Raw genomic sequence first — 19,700 nt, 5'->3', positions numbered from 1 at the left:
ACGCTGCGGGCCCGGATCGGCGGCCGTCGGAAGATGGCGGTCAGGCCTGGACCGGGTCTGCGGGGACGTCCTTGGCGGCTCCGCCGGCGGCTTGTCCCGTTCTCCCGAGGCTTTCGTGATAGGCGGCCAGAACCTCGTCGACCGGACCGACCTTCACGATCGTGCCATGATCGAGCCAGAGCAGCTTGTTGCACAGCCGCCGAAGCACGTCCTCGACATGGGAGGCCACGACCATGATGCTGGAGCGGTTGACGAAGCCCTCCGCCCGTCGCTGGGCCTTTTCCAGGAACTGCACGTCGCTGACCGCGATCCATTCGTCCATCAGCAGGATCTCCGGATCGACGGCGGTCGCCGCGGCGAAGGCCAGGCGCAGCGTCATCCCCGCCGAATAGGTGCGCACCGGCAGGGACAGATAGTCGCCCAGTTCGGTGAAGGCGGCGATGTCCTCCATACGACGCTCGATCGCGTCGCTGTCGATGCCGAAATAAGCGGCCCGCATGCGGATGTTGTCGTAGCCCGTCGCGTCGGGATCGAGGCCCAGCCCGATGTCGAACAACGGGGTGACGCGCCCCTCCACACGAATACGCCCGCCGGTCGGCTCATAGACCCCGGCGAGCACCCGCAGGAGGGTCGTCTTGCCCGCGCCGTTGCCGCCGATCAGCCCAAGCCGGTCCCCATGCTCCAACGTCAGGGAAAGACCGCTCAGCGCCTTGACGGTGATCCGGTGCTGGGCGTCGTGCTTCAGCGCGCCGCTGGTGGAGGAGTGCAGGAGCGTCTTCTTCAGGGAGCGCCCGCTGCCCTGATAGAGAACGAAATCGACCGAGACGTCGTCGAGCCGGATGAGAGCCATGAGGGATCAGAGCCAGTAGGCGATGCGTTTGCGGAAACGCGCGAAGCAGGTGAAGGTGATGGCCCAGCCGGCGAGCGCGAACAGAACAGCGGCGGCCCAGTTCTCCCAGCCGGGAGCGATCCCCAGCAAGGGCGCCCGGATGATTTCCAGAAGATGGTGGAACGGGTTGAGCGTCATCAGGAACTGCCGTTGGCCCAGCAGTTCCGGCTTCCACATGACCGGCGTCACGAAGAACAGGAGTTGGGTCAGGCTGGCGATGATGGGCGGCACGTCGCGGAACCGCGTGCAGATCAGGCTGAGCAGAAGCATGATCCAGCTGGCGTTCAGCAGAAGAAGCACCAGCCCCCCGATGGCCAGCAGGCCGGTGGCCCCCGGCCAGATCCCGAAAACGGCGGCCACCGCGATGAAGATCACGGCGTTGTGCGCGTAGATGATCAGGTTGCGCCACAGAATCCGCAGGATGTGCACCGACATCGGGATTCGGACGTTCTTGATCAGGGCTTCCAGTTCGATGAAGCTCGCGCAGCCTTCGTTGAGGATGGAGGCGATGAAGGTCCAGCTCGCCAAGCCGATGGCGAGAAAAGGCAGATAACCGTCAAGATCGATCTTGAACAGGGTCCCGTAGATGAGCCCGAGGCAAGCCACCTGGATGGCCATGCTGAGCGTCAACCAGAAAGGCCCCAGGACCGAGCGGCGATAACGTTTGCGGATGTCCTGCCAACCGAGCTTGCTCCACAGAGACCAGCGCCGCAGACCTTCCGACAGATCCTGACGCGCCCGCGCGACATCGCTCCGGTCTCCGGAATCGAAAACAGCGGTCATCCCACAACGCCTATCAACATGCTTCATCCCATGGTCATGCGACAGGGCCAAAAACCGTTGAACGGGCCGTCAAACGGGAATCCGCGTGAACCGAACGGAGGCATCCGCCGAACGAACCGGGCCAGCCCTGGACCGCAGGGACATTGCCAGCCACCGCCACCGCCTTCAATGGAAACCTTCGGTTCTGCCTATGAGCGCCCGCCCGATCGCCTATGGCCATCCGCGGAAAACTCCCGCCCTGGACGAAAAAGCCTTAAGAAAAATCGCCTTTGGAAGAGCCCGGCCATCGCGGACTCTCCATTTCCATCCGTTCCCTTGTATGATGCGCCAACACGCGGTCCTTGTGGAAACTGAAAATGAACATGCCGATGCTTGCGGTCTGCGGCTGCCCGTTGTGCCAGGCCATAGCCGTTGAAAACGCCGCAGGGCAGCCGACCGGTGCAAGCCCGGCGATGCAGGCCGCCGCCCTCGTCACCAGCGGCAGTTCCTCTCTGGATGCGCTTCTGGCGATCGTCGGCGGCAGCGATGTCTACCGTTGGAACTTCACGGAAGCGGTCGGAACGCCGCTCGCCACGCCGGGCGGACTTGGCCGTGCGGTGTCGCTGACCTACAGCTTTACCTCCGCCGTGCCCGGCGACTACGACAACGGAGAGATTTCCGGCTTCGAAACCTTCACGGAGGCGCAGCGCACCGCCGCCCGGAAGGCCCTGGAGCTGTTCGCCGGCTATGCCCGCCTGACCTTCACGGAGGCGACCGACGGCGCCGGCCTGATCCGCTTCGGCAGCGCCGAGATGCCGGGCCGGGGCGGCTACGCCTATTATCCCAGCTTCTCCTACTACTACGGCGGAAACCCCCAGCTCATCACGTCCGTCCTGCCTCAACCGCGGGGCGGCGATATCTGGCTCGCCGCCGGCGACGTGAACCGCGACCAGACGGCGGGCGGGTACGGCTATCTGACCATGATGCACGAGCTGGGGCATGCGCTCGGCCTCAAGCACAGCTTCGGCGGACCGACGGTGCTGCCGGCGCAGGAGGAAAGCCACCGCTACTCCATCATGTCCTACACGCCGGCGTCCAACATGGGCATCAGCGTGGTGACCGGGAACAGCACCCAGTATCAAGTCAGCATCGAAACCGTCTATCCGCGGACGCCGATGCTCTACGACATCGCGGCCATCCAGTATCTGTACGGGGCCAACACCGCGACCCGCTCGGGCGACGACACCTACCGCTGGGAGGCCGGGGAAGCCTTTCTGGAAACCATCTGGGACGGCGGCGGAACCGACACCATCGATCTGTCCAATCAGACGCTGGGCAACATTGTCGACCTGCGGGCCGGCCATTTCAGCTCCATCGGCCTGCGCCTGACCCAGGCGGAACGCCGTCTGGGCATTCCCGACTGGGCCGTGGCGGCGCCGGACAACAGCTACGACGGCCGCGACAACCTCGCCATCGCCCAGGGCGTGACCATCGAGAACGCCGTCGGCGGCGCCGGGAACGACACCATCATCGGCAACGACGCCGCCAACATCCTGTCCGGCGGGTCCGGAGACGACGAGATCACCGGCGGGGCCGGGAACGACACCATCGACGGCGGCGCCGGCACGGACACGCTGGTTCTGTCCGGCGAAGCCGCCGCGGTGCGCGTCCTCCGCCTGGCCTCCGGCCGTTATCGGGTGAGCGGGCCGGACGGGCTGGACACCCTGTCCGGCATCGAGCAGCTGCGCTTCGCGTCCGGCGGCACGCGCGCCATCGACGTCCAGGCCATGCGCCGACCGACCCTCGACAACGATTTCAACGGCGACCTCAACGCCGATATCCTGCTGCGCAACCCCGCCACCAACCAGTTGGGGGTGTGGCAGTTGGACGGCGGCAGCTTGGCCGGCGGCGGCGCGGTGTCCGCCGTGGCCGGCGCGGATTGGCAGGTCCAGGCGACCGGCGACTTCGACGGGGACGGCTGCACCGACATCGCCTACCGCAACCCCACCACCGGCGATGTCGGGATCTGGCTGATGAACGGCAGCGCGCTGAAGAGCGCCGCCCTGGTTGCGACCGGGATCGATGCGCGCTGGGTGCCCCTGGCCGCTGGCGACTTCGACGGGGACGACCGCACCGATCTGCTCTGGCGCAACAGCGAAACCGCCGAGGTGGGCATGTGGCAGATGGATCAGGGCCGCATCCGCAGCGCCACCGCTTTCGGCCAGATCGACCTGGGGTGGGATGCCGCCGGCACGGGCGATTTCGACGGGGACGGCAAGGCCGATATCCTGTGGCGCGACAGCCGGACCGCGGCGCTCGGCCTGTGGCGGATGGACGGTGCCCGGGTCGCCCAGTCCGGCCTGACGTCCGGCCAGGTGGGGGCGGAGTGGCAGCTGTCCGGCCTGGCCGACATGGACGCCGACCACCGGACCGACATCCTGTTCCGCAACCGCACCAACGGACAGGTGGGCATCTGGCGGATGGACGGCTTCGCCGTCGGCGGCGTGCAGCTGCTCGACAGCATCGACAACCAATGGCTGGTCGAAGGGACGGGCGATTTCGACGGCAACGGCACCGGCGACGTGCTGTGGCGCAACGCCGCCGATGGCACGATCGCCCTGTGGAAGACGGCGAGCGGCAACGGCGGCGTGACGATCACCACGGCCCTGGTGGCAGGGGCCGGCGGCTGGAGCCCGGTCCATCAGGCGGGCACGCTCACCGGGATCGGCTGAGCGGCCGCTCTGCGCCGGGCGGTCCGGTCAGGGCTGAAGCGGTCCCTGCAGTCTCAGCAGCCCGAGCTTCATCAGGTGGCACAGGCTGCGCATCAGCAGGAGCCGCCGCTCCTCCGGAACCAGGGCCGCCACTTCGGCGACGCTGCGTCCCTGCGGCGGGGCGAAGGCGTCGAGCGCGAGGCTGAGATCGGCGGGAGGGGACAGCAAGCCATGGGCGGGCGAGTTCATCGGGTCCGACAGCCGCTCGGCCAGGGCCGCCATCGATGCCTGCGGGGTGCGGACCAGACGCATGGCGCCCGACAGGGCCGCCGTCGGATAGGCGGCGAACATCGTCATCGGGTCCGGCCGCAGCGGGTTGGGCCCGGAGCCCGCACCGTCCCAGGGCACGCTTTCCTCGAAATCCCCGCGCAGGATGGCCAGTTGCCGCCAAAGTTCCTGATAACGGGGGATGATGCTCCGCCAGTCGAACACCTCCACCGCGCGGGCCTGCGCCGCCTCGCCCATCCGCCGCCGCAGATCGGCGTCGGTCACCAGCCGTTCGTAGGCGGCGGCGGCGGCATCGATGTCCACGGCGGTGATCTGGGACGCGCGCCCGACATAATAATCGTAGGTGTCGATTCCCGCGGCGTAATGGTCGGCGAGATCGATCCCGCTGCCGGGGGGCGCCATCACGGTGGGAACCCGGAAACCGTCGATCTCGTGGCGCACCGTCTCGCGGTAGCCGTTCCAGTCGGTGATCACGCAGGGCAGGCCGGCGGCCATGGCCTCCACCGGGGTCAGCCCGAAGGTTTCCTGGATGTTGTCGACAAGCGAGGTGAACAGGTCGGCGGCGGCCCAGACCCGGTTCCGAACCTCGGGGAGGCGGCCATCGAGAAAGATGGCGTTGACGTCGGGGCAATAGCGCCGCGCGCCCTGCATGAAGGCCCCGGCGATGGCGTCGTTGCCGAACCAGCCGGCCTGGATCAGATGTATCCGCCGTCCCGTCCGCTCGGCGGCCCGCTGCAGCGCAACATACATGGGAAAGGGATGGGCCTTCGCATGGAAGCTGAGACGGCCCATGAACAGCACGGCCACATCCTCATCCGCGATGCCGAGCCGCTGGCGTTCGGCCTGCCGCTCCGCATCGCCGAAACGGAAGGCGGCGGTGTCGATTCCCAGCGGGATGACCGGCAGATGGGGCAAGGGCAGGCTCTTTGCCCCCAACCGGCTGCGCAAATAGTCCGCGTAGGGAAGCAGAACGCTTTCCACCGAGGAACGGGCGGCCCAGGAGGTGCAGATGACCGCATCCCAGGGCTGGATCGGGGCGGTCACCAGATCGCCGAAATTGTCCGGTGACTCCGACGTGGTGTGGGTGACGCCGCACAGGCTGTAGGCGCGCTGGTTCGCCCCCCGCCGCCGCCACGCGAACTGGCCGATCCCCGGACCCGGCACGAACAGGCAGCCCACCCCGCCCAAAGCCTGCGGCTCGCGTGTCGGAACGAGCCGCACCGGCCGGCCCGGCGCGGCGCGGCCGGCCATCTCCACGAACAGCTTCGCCAAAGCCGGGCTGTCGGCGTGGCAGACGAATTCCCCGGTTTCGGCATGGCGGAAGAACCCGCCGAGAAAGGACTCGCCCGCCACATGGCGTCCTTTCAAATCCTTGCGCGCGGTCACATACCCATCGGGATGAAAATATATCGCGGCGTTTGACACGTTCAGGTTGCCTTTGAGACTTGGCGGGACGAACCGGCGGGAGGGCATGGGGCGGGAAACAAGCGCCGGGGAGAGTAACCGCGCACTTCCGCCAGATCAACACGGCCCATCGGCGCCCGGGCGACGGCAACCGATCCCTTGCCAAGCCGCGTCTTTCGGTTCATGTCTGGAACACCTCATGGAACGTGGGCATTCCGAAACCCTTCCTTTCGTCATAAACCAGCCCTTCCACCACAAAGTGAAAAGAACTTTTTCAGAGAAGAAGTCGTTCTAATGCTCATTTCTGTAATCACTCCATCGCTCAATCGACGCCAATACATTCGCGCTGCCTTGGACAGCCTTGCCCGGCAGGACGTCGGCCGTGTCGAACACATCATCGTGGATGGCGGATCGACGGACGGCACGGTCGAGATGATCCGCGCGGACTACCCGGACTCCGTGCTGATCGTGGAGAAGGACCGGAATCTCTACGATGCGATCAACAAGGGGCTCCGCGCGGCGTCGGGTGACGTGATCGGCCTGCTCAACACGGACGACCAGCTCCATCCGGGTGCCCTGGCCGCCGTGCGGGACGGCTTCATCCGGAACGCGTCGGCCGACTCCGTGTGCGGGGGTTGCGAGATCCGCCCGGCGGGCTCGTCTCTCACCCAGCCGCCCACCCTGGTGCTCAACGACCCCGTCATGAAAAGCCTTCGTCCCGGCGACGTGATGTCCGGGCTGATCCTTCTGAACAGCCGCTTCTTCCGGCGCAGCCTGTTCGACCGGATCGGCCTTTTCGATGCCGAATTCCCGATCCTGGCGGATCGTGATTTCCTGGCCCGATGTCTGCTCGCCGGGATGCGGACGGCGGTGATCGACCCCGTGGTCTACGCCTACGGCTCGCATTCCGGTTCGCTCACCTTTGCCGGCCGGATCGACCCGAGAGCCCTGCAGGAAGCGACGACGATGACCCGCCGGCGGCTGGAGGAGGCCACCACGCCCCAGGCCCGCGCCTTTTACCGGCAATGGCACGCCTGGGCAGCGGGGCGGGAGCTGATCCAGTTCCACCCCAGCCTTAAGGCATGCGGCCGGACGGCAAAACTGATGGGGGCGGCCTTCGCGTCGGACGCCGGCTGGCCGCTGCACTTCCTGCGCCGTCTTGAATGGCATCTGAGGACCCGAAGCGAACGCCGGTAACCGTTCGGGAAAAGGCCGGGACGGCGCCCCGCCGCCGTGTCCACGGGAGGACGGGCCGGGTGTTCCTTTAACGGCCGGGTGTTCCTTTAACGAATGAACAATTTTATCTTTGTAAGATAAGATTCTCCCTGTGCCTCTTCCCGTCCTGCAACCCGTTGTTCTAAGGTGCCAAACGTGCCGATCTGCTTGCCAGGCCGCGAACGGGATTAGACATGGAAGAGCCTCTGGTCAGCATCGTCATACCGGTGTTCAACCGGGCTCACACGCTGCGTCGTGCTGTCGACAGCGTGCGCGCCCAGGATGCCGGCTGCTGGGAGCTGATCCTGGTGGATGACGGTTCGACCGACCAGGGGTGCGATCTGGTCGCCGCCTATGGCGATCCGCGCATCCGGGTGCTTCGGCACAGCACCAACCGCGGCGCCGCCGCGGCCCGCAACAGCGGTGTCCAGGCGTCCCGTGGACGCTATCTGGCCTTTCTCGACTCCGACGACGAGTGGCTTCCCGGCAAGCTGTCCTCCCAGATCGCCGCGCTCGAACGTGCCGGCGCTCCCGACGCGCTGTGCACGGGATTCGTCCTGCACCGCGAGCGGACGGGCCAGAGCAGCGAACGCTGGCCGCAAGCGGACGGGTCCTGGTTCGAGACGATCCTGGACGGCTGCTACGTCTCGCCCGGCTCCACCCTGATGGTGAACCGCGAGCGCTTCCTGACGGTCGGCCCGCTCGACGAAACCCTGCCGCGGCTGGAGGACTGGGACTGGCTGCTGCGTTACACCGAGCGCTTTTCCTTCGACTGCGCACCGGTGCTGGGGGCGGTCGTCCATGTCGGAACACCAGCGCGGTCGGCGGCCGTCGCCGTGGCGACGGAGCGCCTGGAAACCTTGCATGCCGACCGCATCCTGCGTATCGCCGGGCCGGCCGGCTTGCGGCGCTTCCGCGCCAGCCTGGCCATCGAGCAGGCGGTCGCCGCCGCGCACGAGCAGCTCTACTCCGGAGCGGCGGCGCACTTCGCCCGCGCCTTCGGCCTGTCACCACGCCGCACCGCCCGCTTCCTGGCCCGGATCACCTCGCGGGCCTTCTGATCCGCTCCCCTTGCGCGCGGCGACGGCTGCGCGCGGCGGCGGCTACAGGCGCCACAGCTCCACGCCGGACGGCGTGGCGTCACGGTCCAGCATCCCCTTCACGTCCATGACCAAGCCTCGCCCCTCCTGCAGCAGGCTGGTCACCAAGCCCCATCCTCCCGCGGCATAGACGGCGTGCGGGACCGCCAGCACCACGGCGTCGGCGGGCGGCAGGGCGTCCCGCCCGGTCAGGGTCAGGCCATATTCGTGGGCCACCTCCTCCGCCGAGGCCAGCGGGTCGTGCATCGCAACCACCACGCCGAAGCTCTCCAGCTCCGCCACGATGTCCACGACGCGGGTGTTGCGGATGTCGGGCACATCCTCCTTGAAGGTCAGGCCCAGCACCGTGACGCGCAGCGGTCCGGATTGCCCGCCGCGCCGGCGCAGAAGCCGCTTCACCGCCTCCTGGGCCACATACTGGCCCATGGTGTCGTTGATCCGCCGGCCCGCCAGGATGACCTCCGGGTTGTGGCCGAGCTGCTCCGCGCGGTGGGTCAGGTAATAGGGGTCGACCCCGATGCAGTGCCCGCCGACCAGGCCGGGTTGGAACTTCAGGAAGTTCCACTTGGTGCCGGCGGCGGCCAGCACGTCGCGGGTGTCGATGCCCATGCGGTGGAAAATGAGGGCCAGTTCGTTCATCAGGGCGATGTTGACGTCGCGCTGGGTGTTCTCGATCACCTTGGCGGCCTCCGCCACGGCGATGGAGGCGGCCTCGTGCACGCCGGCCCGCACCACGCTGCCGTAGACGGCGGCGACGAGCGCCCGCGTCTCCGGGTCGGAACCGGAGACGACCTTGGCGATCGTCTCGAACCGGTGCTCCTTGTCGCCGGGGTTGATGCGCTCCGGCGAATAGCCGACGGTGAAGTCCCAACCGAAGGTCAGGCCGGATTCCGCCTCCAGCACCGGCACACAGTCCATCTCCGTGGCGCCGGGATAGACGGTGGACTCGTAGACCACGACGTCGCCGCGCTTCAGATGCCGCCCGACGGTGCGGCTCGCGGCCAGCAGCGGGCTCAGGTCCGGGCGCTTGGCGTCGTCGATCGGGGTCGGCACAGTGACGATGTGGAAGTCCGCCTTCGCGAGTTCGGCCGGATCGTCGGTCAGGTGGAGGTTGGCGGCCGCCAGATCCGCATCCGCGACCTCGCCCGTGTGATCGCGCCCGTTCCGGAGCGCCCGGATGCGGCGCGCGTCGATGTCGAAGGCGACGACGGGAACACCCGTACGCCCGAACGCGACAGCCACCGGCAGTCCGACATAGCCGAGTCCGATCACCGAGATACGGCGGGAATGGGTCATGATGGCGAAGGGTTCCTGAAGAAAGGGTCGGGAGGCACAGGGTCTTATACACGCTCCCCGCCCGCAGGGGAGCAGGGAAGCGGCGGCCGCCCGGGGCCGGACACGGAGCTGTGATCAATGGCCCGGCTGTGGCCATTCTGGGACCAATGTCACACATCCTATCGATAGTGGTATGCCAGTTTCGAAGCGCGAGGGAGCATTCCGCAACCCTCGGGACGGGCGGACTCCCGCCCGCAGGCTTCAGGGTTCCGCATGTCCACGTCCCCGCAACGGACCATCGACATTCCGATCGTCGTGAACGCCTGGGGCGTGTCCGCCGGCCAAGCGCCTCATTTCCGGCTGCTGGTCGACGGCGTCATGATCGGCGAGGCGTGGGTCGCCGCCACCTCCAGCACCCCCTACCGCTTCACCGCCACGGTCGATCCCGACCAGGCCCACCGGATTTCGATCTGGTACGACAACGACGGGGTGGTGAACGGGGTGGACCGCAACCTGTTTGTCGGCTCCATCACCGTCGACGGGCAGGAGGTCAAATCCACCGACGCGCGGGCCACCTACGACAAGGGCGCGGTGGACGGAAAGGACGTGGTTCCCGGTCAGGTCGGGCTCTATTGGGGCGGACTGCTGTCCTTCGGGCTGGGCGAGGAGATGTTCGGCGGACCGCTGGTCCGTCCCCCGCCCAAGCCGGAGGAGGTCATCACCCGGCCCATCCCCATCACGGTCGAGGCGGCGCGCGGCGCCACCGCCACGGGGCCGGTGCGTTTCAAGGTCCTGGTGGACGGCACGCTGGTCGGGGAGGCGGAAGCCACGTCCGGCACCGCCGAACGCTTCACCTTCGGCGTCACCCTGGACCCGTCCATCGCCCACACGGTGCAGGTCCTGCCCGCCAGCGGGACGCCGGCCGGCGGCCTGTCGCTGGGAACCGTGGCGGTGAACGGCCGGAGCCTCGCCGCGCCCACGCCCGCCCAGGACGGCACGGTCACCCTGGCGGTCGCCGCCCCGGTGTTCCAGGGCAGCGCGTCGGACGCGCCGGCCCCGCAGGGCGACGCCTTCTACGTCGCGAAGAACGGCAACGACGCCTGGTCCGGGCGGCTGGCCGCCCCGAACGCCGAGGGCACCGACGGCCCCTTCGCCAGCCTGGAGCGGGCGCAGGCGGCCATGCGCGCCGGCGCCGTCAAGACCACCTACGTCCGCGAGGGCTCCTACAATCCGACGGGCATGCTCAGCCTCGGCGCGCCGGACAGCGGCGTCCGCATCCTGGGTTATCCGGGCGAGCAGTCGGTCCTCAGCGGCGGCGAGCGGGTGACCGGCTTCACCTACGAGGGCAACGGCGTGTGGTCGGCGCCCCTGTCCGCGGCGCCGGGGCTGGATGTCACCGTCGGCGGCGTGCGCTTCCAACTGGCCTCCAAGGCGGCCTACGACCCGCAGGACCCGACCACCGGCTGGTTCATCGCCGACGCGAGCGCCTATGGCGCCAGCAAGAACGCCCTGCGCTACCGCGCGGGCGACGTCACCACCGCCGATCTGGTGCCGGGCAGCCGGGTCCAGGTCTTCGACACCGAGCGGCTCCAGGACGCGATCCTGACCGTCGCCGGCATCGACACGGTGACGCGCACCCTGACCTTCACCGCCGACGCCCCCTTCACCATGCGCGACGGCTCCACCTTCAAGCTGCTGGGCAACACCGCCCACGTCGACCAAGTGGGGGAGTTCGCCTACCGCGCCTCGGACGGGCGGCTGGTCATCAAGGCGGGGGAGGACTTCACCGGAACCGGTGTGGAGGTTGCCCGGCTCGGCACGCTGCTGCGGCTGAACGGTGCCAACGGGGTGACGATCCAGGGATTGACCTTCGCCAACACGACGACGGACGGCAACGCGCTCGACATCCTGAACGGCGACGTCAACACCATCGCCGGCAACAGCTTCGTGAACGTCGGCACCGGCATCCGGCTGACCCAGGGATCGGACCGCAATCTGGTCAGCGGCAATTATCTGGACCATCTGGGCATCAACGGCATCGCGCTGACCGGCCAGTCCATCGGCAACACGGTGACCGGCAACCGCATCCAGCACATCGGCGAGGTGCGCAAATACGCCGGCGGGATCATGGCGTCGGGGATCAGCGACACGGTGATCTCCCACAACGACATCGACCACAGCTCGCGCTACGGCATCTCGGTCAAGAACTGGGACAGCGCGACCATCAGCCTGAACAACGCCATCCTCTACAACCGCGTTCGCAACACGGGCTTGGAGACGGCGGATTCCGGCGGCATCGAGCTGCTCGGGCGGTCCAACCTGAACACCGGCACGCGGATCGAAGGCAACCGGGTCGAGCACACCGGCGGCATCGCCACCACCGGCACCGGGCAATGGCTGCGCGACCACAAGGGCTACGGCATCTATCTGGACGATCTGACCAGCGGCGTGACGGTGCGGGGCAACTTCCTGCGCGACACCGCCTGGGCCGCCGTCATGATCCATGGCGGCCACGACAACACCGTCACCAACAACATCGGCGTGCTGGGCGCCAACGGCGAAAGCTTCATCCGCATCGAATGGGTTCCCCTGGCGGGCGCGGCGGGCATCCCGGCGAACAACACGGTCACTGGCAACCTGGTGTCGGGGGCGGTGCCGCTCGGCGGCTACGTAACGGTCCTGTCGGCGGGGCAGAACGCGATCGACGCCAACTTCCTTCACCAAATCGGCGCCTATGGGGCGAACGACCGCATTGGCGACCCGCTGTTCGCCGACGCCTACAACCACGACTACAGCCTGCTGCCGCCGTCCCCGGCGCTCGCCGCCGGCCTCCAGGATCTCGCCTGGATTCTGATGGGCATTGCCTCCGGCGGCACGACGCCTCCGCAGGGCGGGGGAGGGATGACGCCCTTGCCGCCCTCCATTCCCCAGACCAACGAACCGCCGGCGTCCGTGCCGGCACCACTCCCGGTGCCGGAGCAGGGGCAGGGCCAGGGGCAAGTGCCCGAACCGGCTCCCCAGCCTGCGGCACCGGTCGCGAACGACCCGCCTGAGCGGTCCTTCGTCCTGTTCAGCCGAGTTGAGAACGGGGTGGCGCAGATGGTTCCGGCCTACGCCTACGAAGGGCCGGTCGCGTCCCTGCAATGGAGCTTCATCGGCTCCGACGCGAACGAGGTCGTGGGCGGGTCGGACGGCAACGACTTCATGAACCTGGGAGGCGGCGACGACGCCGCAATGGGCGGGGCCGGCGACGACGTGCTGGACGGTGGATCGGGCTCCAATTGGCTGATCGGCGGATCGGGCAAGGACACCTTCTTCGTCGACGGGCGGGGGGGCCAGACCACCTGGTCCACCATCACCGATCTGGAACAGGGCGAATGGTGCACTCTCTGGGGCTACCAGGAGGGGGTCTCGATCCTGACATGGGAAGAGATGGGCGGCGCTGAGGGCTACAAGGGCGCCACATTCCGCTGCGACCTCGACGGCAACGGCACCATCGACGCCAGCGTCACCTTCACCGGCAAGGCCGTGGGCATGATGACCGTGGCTGCCGGCGTGGTCGACGGCAACCCCTACATCGCCTTCGTCAGCCTCTGACCGCAGCGTCCGGACCCGCGGACGCCAATCCGGGAGGGGGCTCGACCCAAGAAGCTCGACCCAAGAAGCTCGACCCAAGACAGGCATTTTTTGCCGGGAGGGCTGCAAAATCCGCCGGGAACCGGGACAAATCTTCCCGGCTTCCATTCCAATTTCCTTCGAATTTTGCCCAATTTTCCCTCAAGTCCTGAGCGCATCGCGACCCCGGCGCCCTGGCATGGACCTTGCCTTTCCCACACGGCCACTCCGGATATTGCGAACCCAAGGCTCAGCCCATGTCCCTCACCGCGACCGAAACGATAACCGCCAATCAGGATCTCGGCCCGTCGGCGCATGGCGCCTCGGCGGTCTCCACCCCGCGCGTGTCCCGCGGCGGCTTCCTTTGGGAAGTGGTGAAGATGACGGTGGCTGCGGCGGCCTTCGCCGCCATCCTCCTGCCGCTGGCCTTTCCGTCCAGAGCCGGCACCGGAAAGCCGGAACCGCAAAGGGCCGAAGCCCAGAAGGTGGAAACCCAGAAGCCCGTGAAGAAGCTGGCCGCCAAGAGCATCTGATTTCCGGTCGGAGAGTTGACAAGGGAACACTGCTCTGCGTATCGAATCTCCCTATCCGAGCAGGGACATCGAAGCGGACGCCTTGCGGCTCCCCTGAAGGCCCGCGGCCGGACGGTTCGGGGAGCAAGACGGTCGAATGCCTGGCAAGACATTGGTCTGCATCATCAACCAGACGCGCGGCCATGAGCTGACCTGGCCCACGTTCGAACGCCATGTGCTGCACGAACTCGACGCCGACCTGGCGGTGTGCATCGGCATCCGCCCCGGCTACGACGAAACCAATCCCTTTTACGCCAACGCCCGCTACCGCTGGACGCAGGCCGAACCCGACGATTACGCCGATCTGTTCGACGACGTCGCGCAGCGGATCGGAACGACCGCGGACTGGCGGATTCTTCTTCCGGTCCCGGGCATCTGGCTGGGCGGGATCAAGGCCTCGAACGTGTTCCCCGGATCGTCGGCCATCGGCTATTTCTATCGCTGGATGCTGTTCCAGCGCCTGCGCGACGAAGGGCTTCTGGAGCGCTACGACCGCTTCGTCATCACCCGCTCCGATTACTATTACCTCTGCCCCCATCCCCCGGTGGAGAGTCTGGACCCGCGCTTCTTCTGGACTCCCGACGGCGAGGACTGGGGCGGCGTGGTGGACCGGCACGCGGTGATCGGCCCGGAGGACATGGAGGCGGCGCTGAACTTCCTGGAGGTGATCCTGCGCGATCCGCAGGGGCTGCACGATCGCATGCGCGCCATCCTGGAACACAACTGCCGTCTTCACGAGTGCGACTGGAACTGGAACCCCGAACGCTGCCTGCGCATGGAGCTGGAGCGCCTGGGCGTCGCCCACCGCCTGCGCCGCTTTCCCTACGGCATGTTCCTCATCCGCGGCAACAGCGACACCAGCACCTGGTCGATGGGGCAGTTCGACCCGTCCCTGGGCGGCTTCGTGAAGTACCAGGGCGAGTATGAAGCCGCCCGGAACACCGCCCAGCGCTTCCGGACCCGGCGCGACTGGGAGGCGTTCCTGACGGGTGCCGCAGCCTTCTGAGCCGCGCGCAGCCAAGCCGCCGGGACGGGTTTCGGCGGACGGCGGGTATCGCCGACAGACGACGTGGCCGACAGACGACGTGAACGGATCGACCGAATGTTTTCCCTGCAGTCCTATTCCGCTTATGATCGCAACCCGGCCCGCGACGCCACCGCCGCCGACCTTCTGGCCCTGCTTTCCGGTCCCCCGACGGACGCCGTCCTGCGCCTGTCCGGCGAAGCGGGGCAGGGCGGGCAGGCGGTGCGCGCATGCCGCGACCATTCGGCCCACACCCTGGACATCCGCGGCGGCACGAACCGCTTTCCCTTCGAGCGCACACACGAAAGCCGGACGGTTCCGGTCGACGTCGTCGCCGTCGCCGACGCCACCATCGTCGGCGACGAGGGGTGCGTGGTGACCGGGCGCGGCGACCTTCTTCTGGAAAGCCTCTGGCCCTTCCGCCGCTCCGAGCCCTTCGCCGGCCTGGTGGCGTCGGACAGGATCAGGGCACTCGGCGAGCCGGTCGAACGGCTGGACGTCACCGCCCTGCACATCGCCCATCACGGCTGCGACAACTACTATCACTGGCACAAGGACGCGCTGCCCAACATCGTCCTGCTGAAGAGGCTGGGCGCGCTCGACCGCATCCACATCGCGGTCCCCACGCTCAAGTCCTGGCAGCGCCGCTCGCTGGAAAGGCTGGGCATCGATCCGGCGCGGATCTGCGAGTTGGGCAACCGGCCGCACCGCTTCGGACAGGTCCTGCTGCTGTCCAACACCTACCGCCCGGGCGTCTACGCCGACGATTGGACGGTCGCCACCTTTCATGCCTTGCTGGCGGGAAGCCCGGTCCCGCCGCCGCCGGCGCCCGAATGGACGCAATCCGCCGATCTGCCGCTCCCGCCGCCGGTCCCTGACCGGGGGCGCCTGCTCTATGTCAGCCGCCTCGACGCCGGCCTGCGCCGCCTGTTCGACGAAGAGCGTCTGGTGGCTATCCTGCGCGGGTGCGGCTTCACGATCCTGGAGGGAAGCGGCCTCACCTACGACCAGCAGATCGCCGCCTTCCACCACGCGGAGATGGTGGTGGGGGTCCATGGAGCCGGCCTGACGAACCTGGGCTTCTGCCGTCCGGGAACCACCGTTCTTGAACTGCTTCCGTTCGGCTTCCTGGAAGCCCCGCATTACTTCCTGTTCGGGTCGGCCTTCGATCTCGACTACCACATGCACGCCTCCAGCGTTCCAAGCAAAGGCAGCCTGCACGACGGGTGGTCGATCAACCTCGATGAATTCCTGCTGCAGTTCATCACCCTGTTCCGGGACCGCTACGGGATCGACCTGACGGAGCGGATCGCCGCCCTCCATCCCCGCTCCCCCATATCCACCGACTCCCGGCCGTGTGCCGCCGATCCGCTGGACCTGCGCTTCGACAGCGAAGGCGGCGCGAGGGACGGGCTCTGGACGCCGGGATTCAGCGGTACCGAAGGCTGGGGCACCTGGATCTCCGGCCCGCGCGCGGCCATCGTCTTCGACCAGCCCCTTCCGGCGGCGGGGCGGATCGTCCTGGACTGCACCTTCTTCGAGCCGGGAACCCGCGCGGGCGTGTTCCTGCGCATCGGCCAGGAAACGCATCGGCTCGACCTGACGGACCTCCCGTCCCATTTCGAGATCGACTTCACCAACCCGGACGGGGCACGGGTCTTGTGGATCGAGGCGCCGGGAGCCTGCGCGCCCTCCAGCCTGGGGAACGGCGTCGGCGACCCGCGCGACCTTGCGGTCGGGCTCAGCCGCCTGCAGATCCTTTCCAAGGATCGTCCGGCCCGGCCGCCGCAGCCCTGCGCCGCCGGCTTCGCCCAACCCTAGCGCGCGGGGTCAGAGCCACTCCAATCGCCAGCTTTGCGACCCCGCATCGAAGCTGCAGAGCGGGGCGGGTTGGAACAGGCCGAGCCGGGTGGCGCTGGAGCGCAGCGGGCGCGGCAGGCTGCGGCGCAGCCCCACGGACAGGGTTTGCGCCACGGCACCGCGCGGACAGGCGCCGTGGCGCCGCAGAACGCTTTCGGCCTGGGCCAGATACTCGCCGCGCTGCACCGCGCTCAACTGATCGGCATGGCGCCGGAAAGCGCCCAGGGGCGCCGACACGGACCACAGGAGCGCGTGCTGGAAGAAACGGTGCCACAGTTCGAAATCGGCGGCGAGCGACAGGGAGGTGTCGAGACGGCCGCCGGCCCGTTCCCACAGGGACCGTCGCCAGAAGGTGGATTCCTGCTGGATGAAACTGGCGGAGCGCCCCTTTGAAAAGCCTTCCAGATGCTCCCCCGCCAGGAAGCTGTCGCGGGCGATGCCCTGGTGCACGCCCTGTTCGACAAGCCGCCCCTTCTCGTCGAGGAAGCTGAGGACCCGGCTGGTGACCCATTCGATCTGCGGGTGGGTTTCGAAGATCTCGCGGACCACGGCGAGGGAATCCGGAAACAGGAAGTCGCCGGCGTTGATCCATCCCATGATCTCGCCGCGGGTCCGGGCGAAGCCCTTGTTGATGGCGTCGTACAGGCCGCCGTCGGGTTCGCTGACATAGCCGGCAAGCTGCGGAGCGCGCTCCCGGATGATTTCCAGGCTGCCGTCCGACGATCCGCCGTCCACCACCACATACTCCAGCCCGCCCGGATCGGCGGCCAGGGTCCAATCCATCGTCTGGCGCAGGAAGTCGCGGCGGTTCAGAGACGGCGTGACGATCGCTATTCCCATTGGCGCGATCCCCGCCGGCGCGGTCCGCACCGTCGGGGAGGCGACAGGATGGCTCATGGACGGACCTCGCGCCCGTGCCTGAGGAAGGCCTTGAAGCCGTCGCGCCAATCCTTGAAGGTCATCCGGTCGCCGGCGATCGGACCCGATTTCGCGATGGTCTGGCAGAACAGGCCTTTCACGCAGTACCAGGGCGCCCGTGCGTTGATCACCGTCCACAGAGCCTTGAAATAGAGCCAGCGGAAGAACAGGTGGCCGCGGTCGCCGTAGAACTTCGAGTGGAAGCGGCCGTAAAGATGGTCGCTGACCGCCTGGACGAAATAGGGGGACACCGCTCCGAAGATGCGGTGCTGCGTCGCCAGGATCTCGGCATAGAGGTCGAGGGTCTGGCCGGCGGTCTTGGTGGTTTCGTACCAGCGGTTGCCTGAGATGTCGGCGTCCACCTTGCCGAACCGCGCGCCCGACGCGGCGAAGCGCGCCCACAGATCGTAGTCCATGCAGAAGTTCAGCGCCCGGTCCAGCCCGCCGACCCGCTCGTACAGATCACGGCGGAAGAAGATCGAAGGCTGGGCCATGTAGCCCTTCTCGAACACCTCCCGGCGCACGTCGGCTCCGGGACCGACATCGATGGTCGGGTAGGGGCGCGGGTTGCTGCCATCCGCGTCCATGTAGTGGGCGCCGCCGACCACGACCTCGACCGCCGGGTCGGCCGCCACCGTTTCCGCCACGCGCCACAGGGCGCGGTCACACTGCACGTCGTCGGAGTTCAGCCAGGTGATCCAGGGCTTGGTCGCGCGGGCGAAGCCTTTGGCGATGGCGTCGGTCTGGCCGTCGTCCTTCTCGCTCACCCACTGGATCCGGTCGCCGTAGGCGCGCAGCCGCTCCACCGTGTCGTCCGTCGACCCGCCGTCCATGACGAGGATCTCCAGGTTGGGATAGTCCTGGTCCAGGAGGCTGCGGAGCGTTTCGTCGATGAAGCGGCCCTGGTTGTAGGAGGGCACGACGACGGTGATTCCGACCGGATCCGTCGTTCCAACGGGCTTCATGGTGGCGGTGTCCTTTTCAGCCATGGGCGGTTCAACCATGGACGGCGTCCTGCTCGCGGTCCCTCTGTTCACCGGCCGTTCCGGCCTTCAGAAGCCCGATGCGCGCATCGACCATCATGCGGATCATCTCCTCGAACGGCACCGTCGGGCTCCAGCCCAGGACCAGCCGCGCCTTGCCGGGGTTGGCGATGGTCCGGCGCGTGTCCAGCCGCCGCACCAGGCTCTGGTCCACCGTCACATGGTCCTGCCAGTTCTTCCCGATGTGGAAGAAGGCGATCTCGCAGATGTCGCGGATGGAATGGGTCACGCCCGTGCCGATCACGTAATCGTCGGGATGGCTGTGCTGCATGATCCGCCACATGGCCTGGACATAGTCGCCCGCGTAGCCGAAGTCGCGCGAGATGTCGAGATTGCCCAGGGACACGCGGCCGTTGATCAGGATCGGTTGCCCCCGCTCGTCGCGATCCGTGGATTCATGCACGCCCAGCGAGATCAGCGCCGCCGCGTGGGCGATCTTCTGGGTCACGAAGGACAAGGGCCGCCGCGGGCTGTCGTGATTGAACAGGATGCCGGCGCAGGCGAACATGTCGTAGCGCAGGCGGTAGGCGTGCACGATCTGGTGGGCGTAGACCTTGGAGATGGCGTAGGGCGTTTCCGGGTTGAAGGGCGTGAGCTCGTCCTGGGGGGAGGCGATCGCGTTGCCGAACATCTCCGACGAGGAGGCTTGGTAGAACTTGCACCCCTTCATCTTCAGGCGGATCAGCTCCAGGATGCAATGGGGCAGGGTCGCGTTGATCAGGCCCGTCTCGAGAGGCGCGTCCCAACTCGTCTGCGGCCGGGAGATGGCCGCCAGATTGTAGATCTCGTCGGGCATGATGGAGAGGCACAGCGCCTCCACCGCCGCGCGGTCCGTGAGATCGACGGCGTGCCAGACCGCGCGCTCCCCGCCGGCGTCGGACGCCGGGAGGCTTCGCGACTGCAGATGAACCTCGTACCCCTTCTCCAGAAGAAGCCGGGAGAGGAAGTAGCCGTCCTGCCCGGAGGCACCGGTGATGAGCGCGCGCTTCACGACCGGACGTCCGGTTTGCACGTGGTTCTGACC

14 protein-coding genes are annotated in these 19,700 nt (G+C 67.6%); 7 read left to right on the top strand and 7 right to left on the bottom strand.

Annotation, left to right across the window (positions count from 1 at the left end; all coding sequences use genetic code 11):
- Positions 1–40: 40 nt before the first annotated feature.
- Positions 41–850, bottom strand: coding sequence for an ABC transporter ATP-binding protein (locus ABVN73_RS27685; RefSeq protein WP_353861968.1), 810 nt, complete (start codon positions 848–850; stop codon positions 41–43).
- A 6-nt stretch (positions 851–856) separates the two neighbouring features.
- On the bottom strand, positions 857–1,672 hold the full coding sequence (locus ABVN73_RS27680) for an ABC transporter permease (RefSeq protein WP_353861967.1): 816 nt from the start codon (positions 1,670–1,672) through the stop codon (positions 857–859).
- Between the two features lie 362 nt (positions 1,673–2,034).
- Between ABVN73_RS27680 and ABVN73_RS27675 the strand changes: the two genes are divergently transcribed.
- The gene (locus ABVN73_RS27675; RefSeq protein WP_353861966.1) at positions 2,035–4,383 is read left to right on the top strand and encodes an FG-GAP-like repeat-containing protein; all 2,349 of its coding nucleotides are present in this window, start codon (positions 2,035–2,037) and stop codon (positions 4,381–4,383) included.
- Between the two features lie 27 nt (positions 4,384–4,410).
- Here ABVN73_RS27675 and ABVN73_RS27670 read toward each other — a convergent pair whose 3' ends face one another.
- Complete coding sequence (locus tag ABVN73_RS27670; RefSeq protein WP_353861965.1) at positions 4,411–6,036, bottom strand: glycosyltransferase family 4 protein; 1,626 nt, start codon at positions 6,034–6,036, stop codon at positions 4,411–4,413.
- 312 nt (positions 6,037–6,348) lie between these two features.
- On the opposite strand from ABVN73_RS27670, the gene ABVN73_RS27665 reads away from it, so the two are divergent.
- Positions 6,349–7,251: a glycosyltransferase family 2 protein gene (locus tag ABVN73_RS27665; RefSeq protein ID WP_353861964.1), complete on the top strand. Its 903-nt coding sequence runs from the start codon at positions 6,349–6,351 to the stop codon at positions 7,249–7,251.
- A gap of 212 nt (positions 7,252–7,463) precedes the next feature.
- Positions 7,464–8,330 (top strand): glycosyltransferase family 2 protein, encoded by an 867-nt coding sequence (locus ABVN73_RS27660; protein ID WP_353861963.1) that lies wholly within the window; start codon positions 7,464–7,466, stop codon positions 8,328–8,330.
- Positions 8,331–8,372: 42 nt separating this feature from the next.
- On the opposite strand, the gene ABVN73_RS27655 is transcribed toward ABVN73_RS27660, so the two are convergent.
- Positions 8,373–9,665: a nucleotide sugar dehydrogenase gene (locus ABVN73_RS27655; RefSeq protein WP_353861962.1), complete on the bottom strand. Its 1,293-nt coding sequence runs from the start codon at positions 9,663–9,665 to the stop codon at positions 8,373–8,375.
- Positions 9,666–9,917: 252 nt separating this feature from the next.
- Here ABVN73_RS27655 and ABVN73_RS27650 point away from each other — a divergent pair, with 252 nt between their 5' ends.
- The 4 genes from ABVN73_RS27650 to ABVN73_RS27635 all read left to right on the top strand — a co-directional run bounded on the left by ABVN73_RS27650 (position 9,918) and on the right by ABVN73_RS27635 (position 16,676).
- Positions 9,918–13,241 (top strand): carbohydrate-binding domain-containing protein, encoded by a 3,324-nt coding sequence (locus ABVN73_RS27650; protein ID WP_353861961.1) that lies wholly within the window; start codon positions 9,918–9,920, stop codon positions 13,239–13,241.
- A 275-nt stretch (positions 13,242–13,516) separates the two neighbouring features.
- The gene (locus ABVN73_RS27645; RefSeq protein ID WP_353861960.1) at positions 13,517–13,792 is read left to right on the top strand and encodes a hypothetical protein; all 276 of its coding nucleotides are present in this window, start codon (positions 13,517–13,519) and stop codon (positions 13,790–13,792) included.
- Between the two features lie 136 nt (positions 13,793–13,928).
- Complete coding sequence (locus ABVN73_RS27640; protein ID WP_353861959.1) at positions 13,929–14,837, top strand: hypothetical protein; 909 nt, start codon at positions 13,929–13,931, stop codon at positions 14,835–14,837.
- 96 nt (positions 14,838–14,933) lie between these two features.
- A complete protein-coding gene (locus ABVN73_RS27635; RefSeq protein ID WP_353861958.1) occupies positions 14,934–16,676 on the top strand; it encodes a glycosyltransferase 61 family protein in 1,743 nt (580 codons plus the stop codon).
- A gap of 9 nt (positions 16,677–16,685) precedes the next feature.
- Here ABVN73_RS27635 and ABVN73_RS27630 read toward each other — a convergent pair whose 3' ends face one another.
- Genes ABVN73_RS27630 through ABVN73_RS27620 form a run of 3 tightly spaced genes read right to left on the bottom strand, consistent with a single transcriptional unit; the run spans position 16,686 to position 19,667 of the window.
- Positions 16,686–17,612 (bottom strand): glycosyltransferase family 2 protein, encoded by a 927-nt coding sequence (locus tag ABVN73_RS27630; RefSeq protein ID WP_353861957.1) that lies wholly within the window; start codon positions 17,610–17,612, stop codon positions 16,686–16,688.
- Complete coding sequence (locus ABVN73_RS27625; protein WP_353861956.1) at positions 17,609–18,637, bottom strand: glycosyltransferase family 2 protein; 1,029 nt, start codon at positions 18,635–18,637, stop codon at positions 17,609–17,611. Before ABVN73_RS27625 ends, ABVN73_RS27630 begins: the two co-directional genes overlap by 4 nt.
- A complete protein-coding gene (locus ABVN73_RS27620) occupies positions 18,630–19,667 on the bottom strand; it encodes a GDP-mannose 4,6-dehydratase (RefSeq protein WP_353861955.1) in 1,038 nt (345 codons plus the stop codon). The genes ABVN73_RS27625 and ABVN73_RS27620 overlap by 8 nt, the downstream gene beginning before the upstream one ends.
- Between the last annotated feature and the right edge of the window lie 33 nt (positions 19,668–19,700).

This window comes from Azospirillum formosense (genome assembly GCF_040500525.1).
Lineage (GTDB): Bacteria > Pseudomonadota > Alphaproteobacteria > Azospirillales > Azospirillaceae > Azospirillum > Azospirillum formosense_A.
Note: the sequence above shows the minus strand (reverse complement) of the source record. Positions and strands in the feature narration are given on the sequence as shown.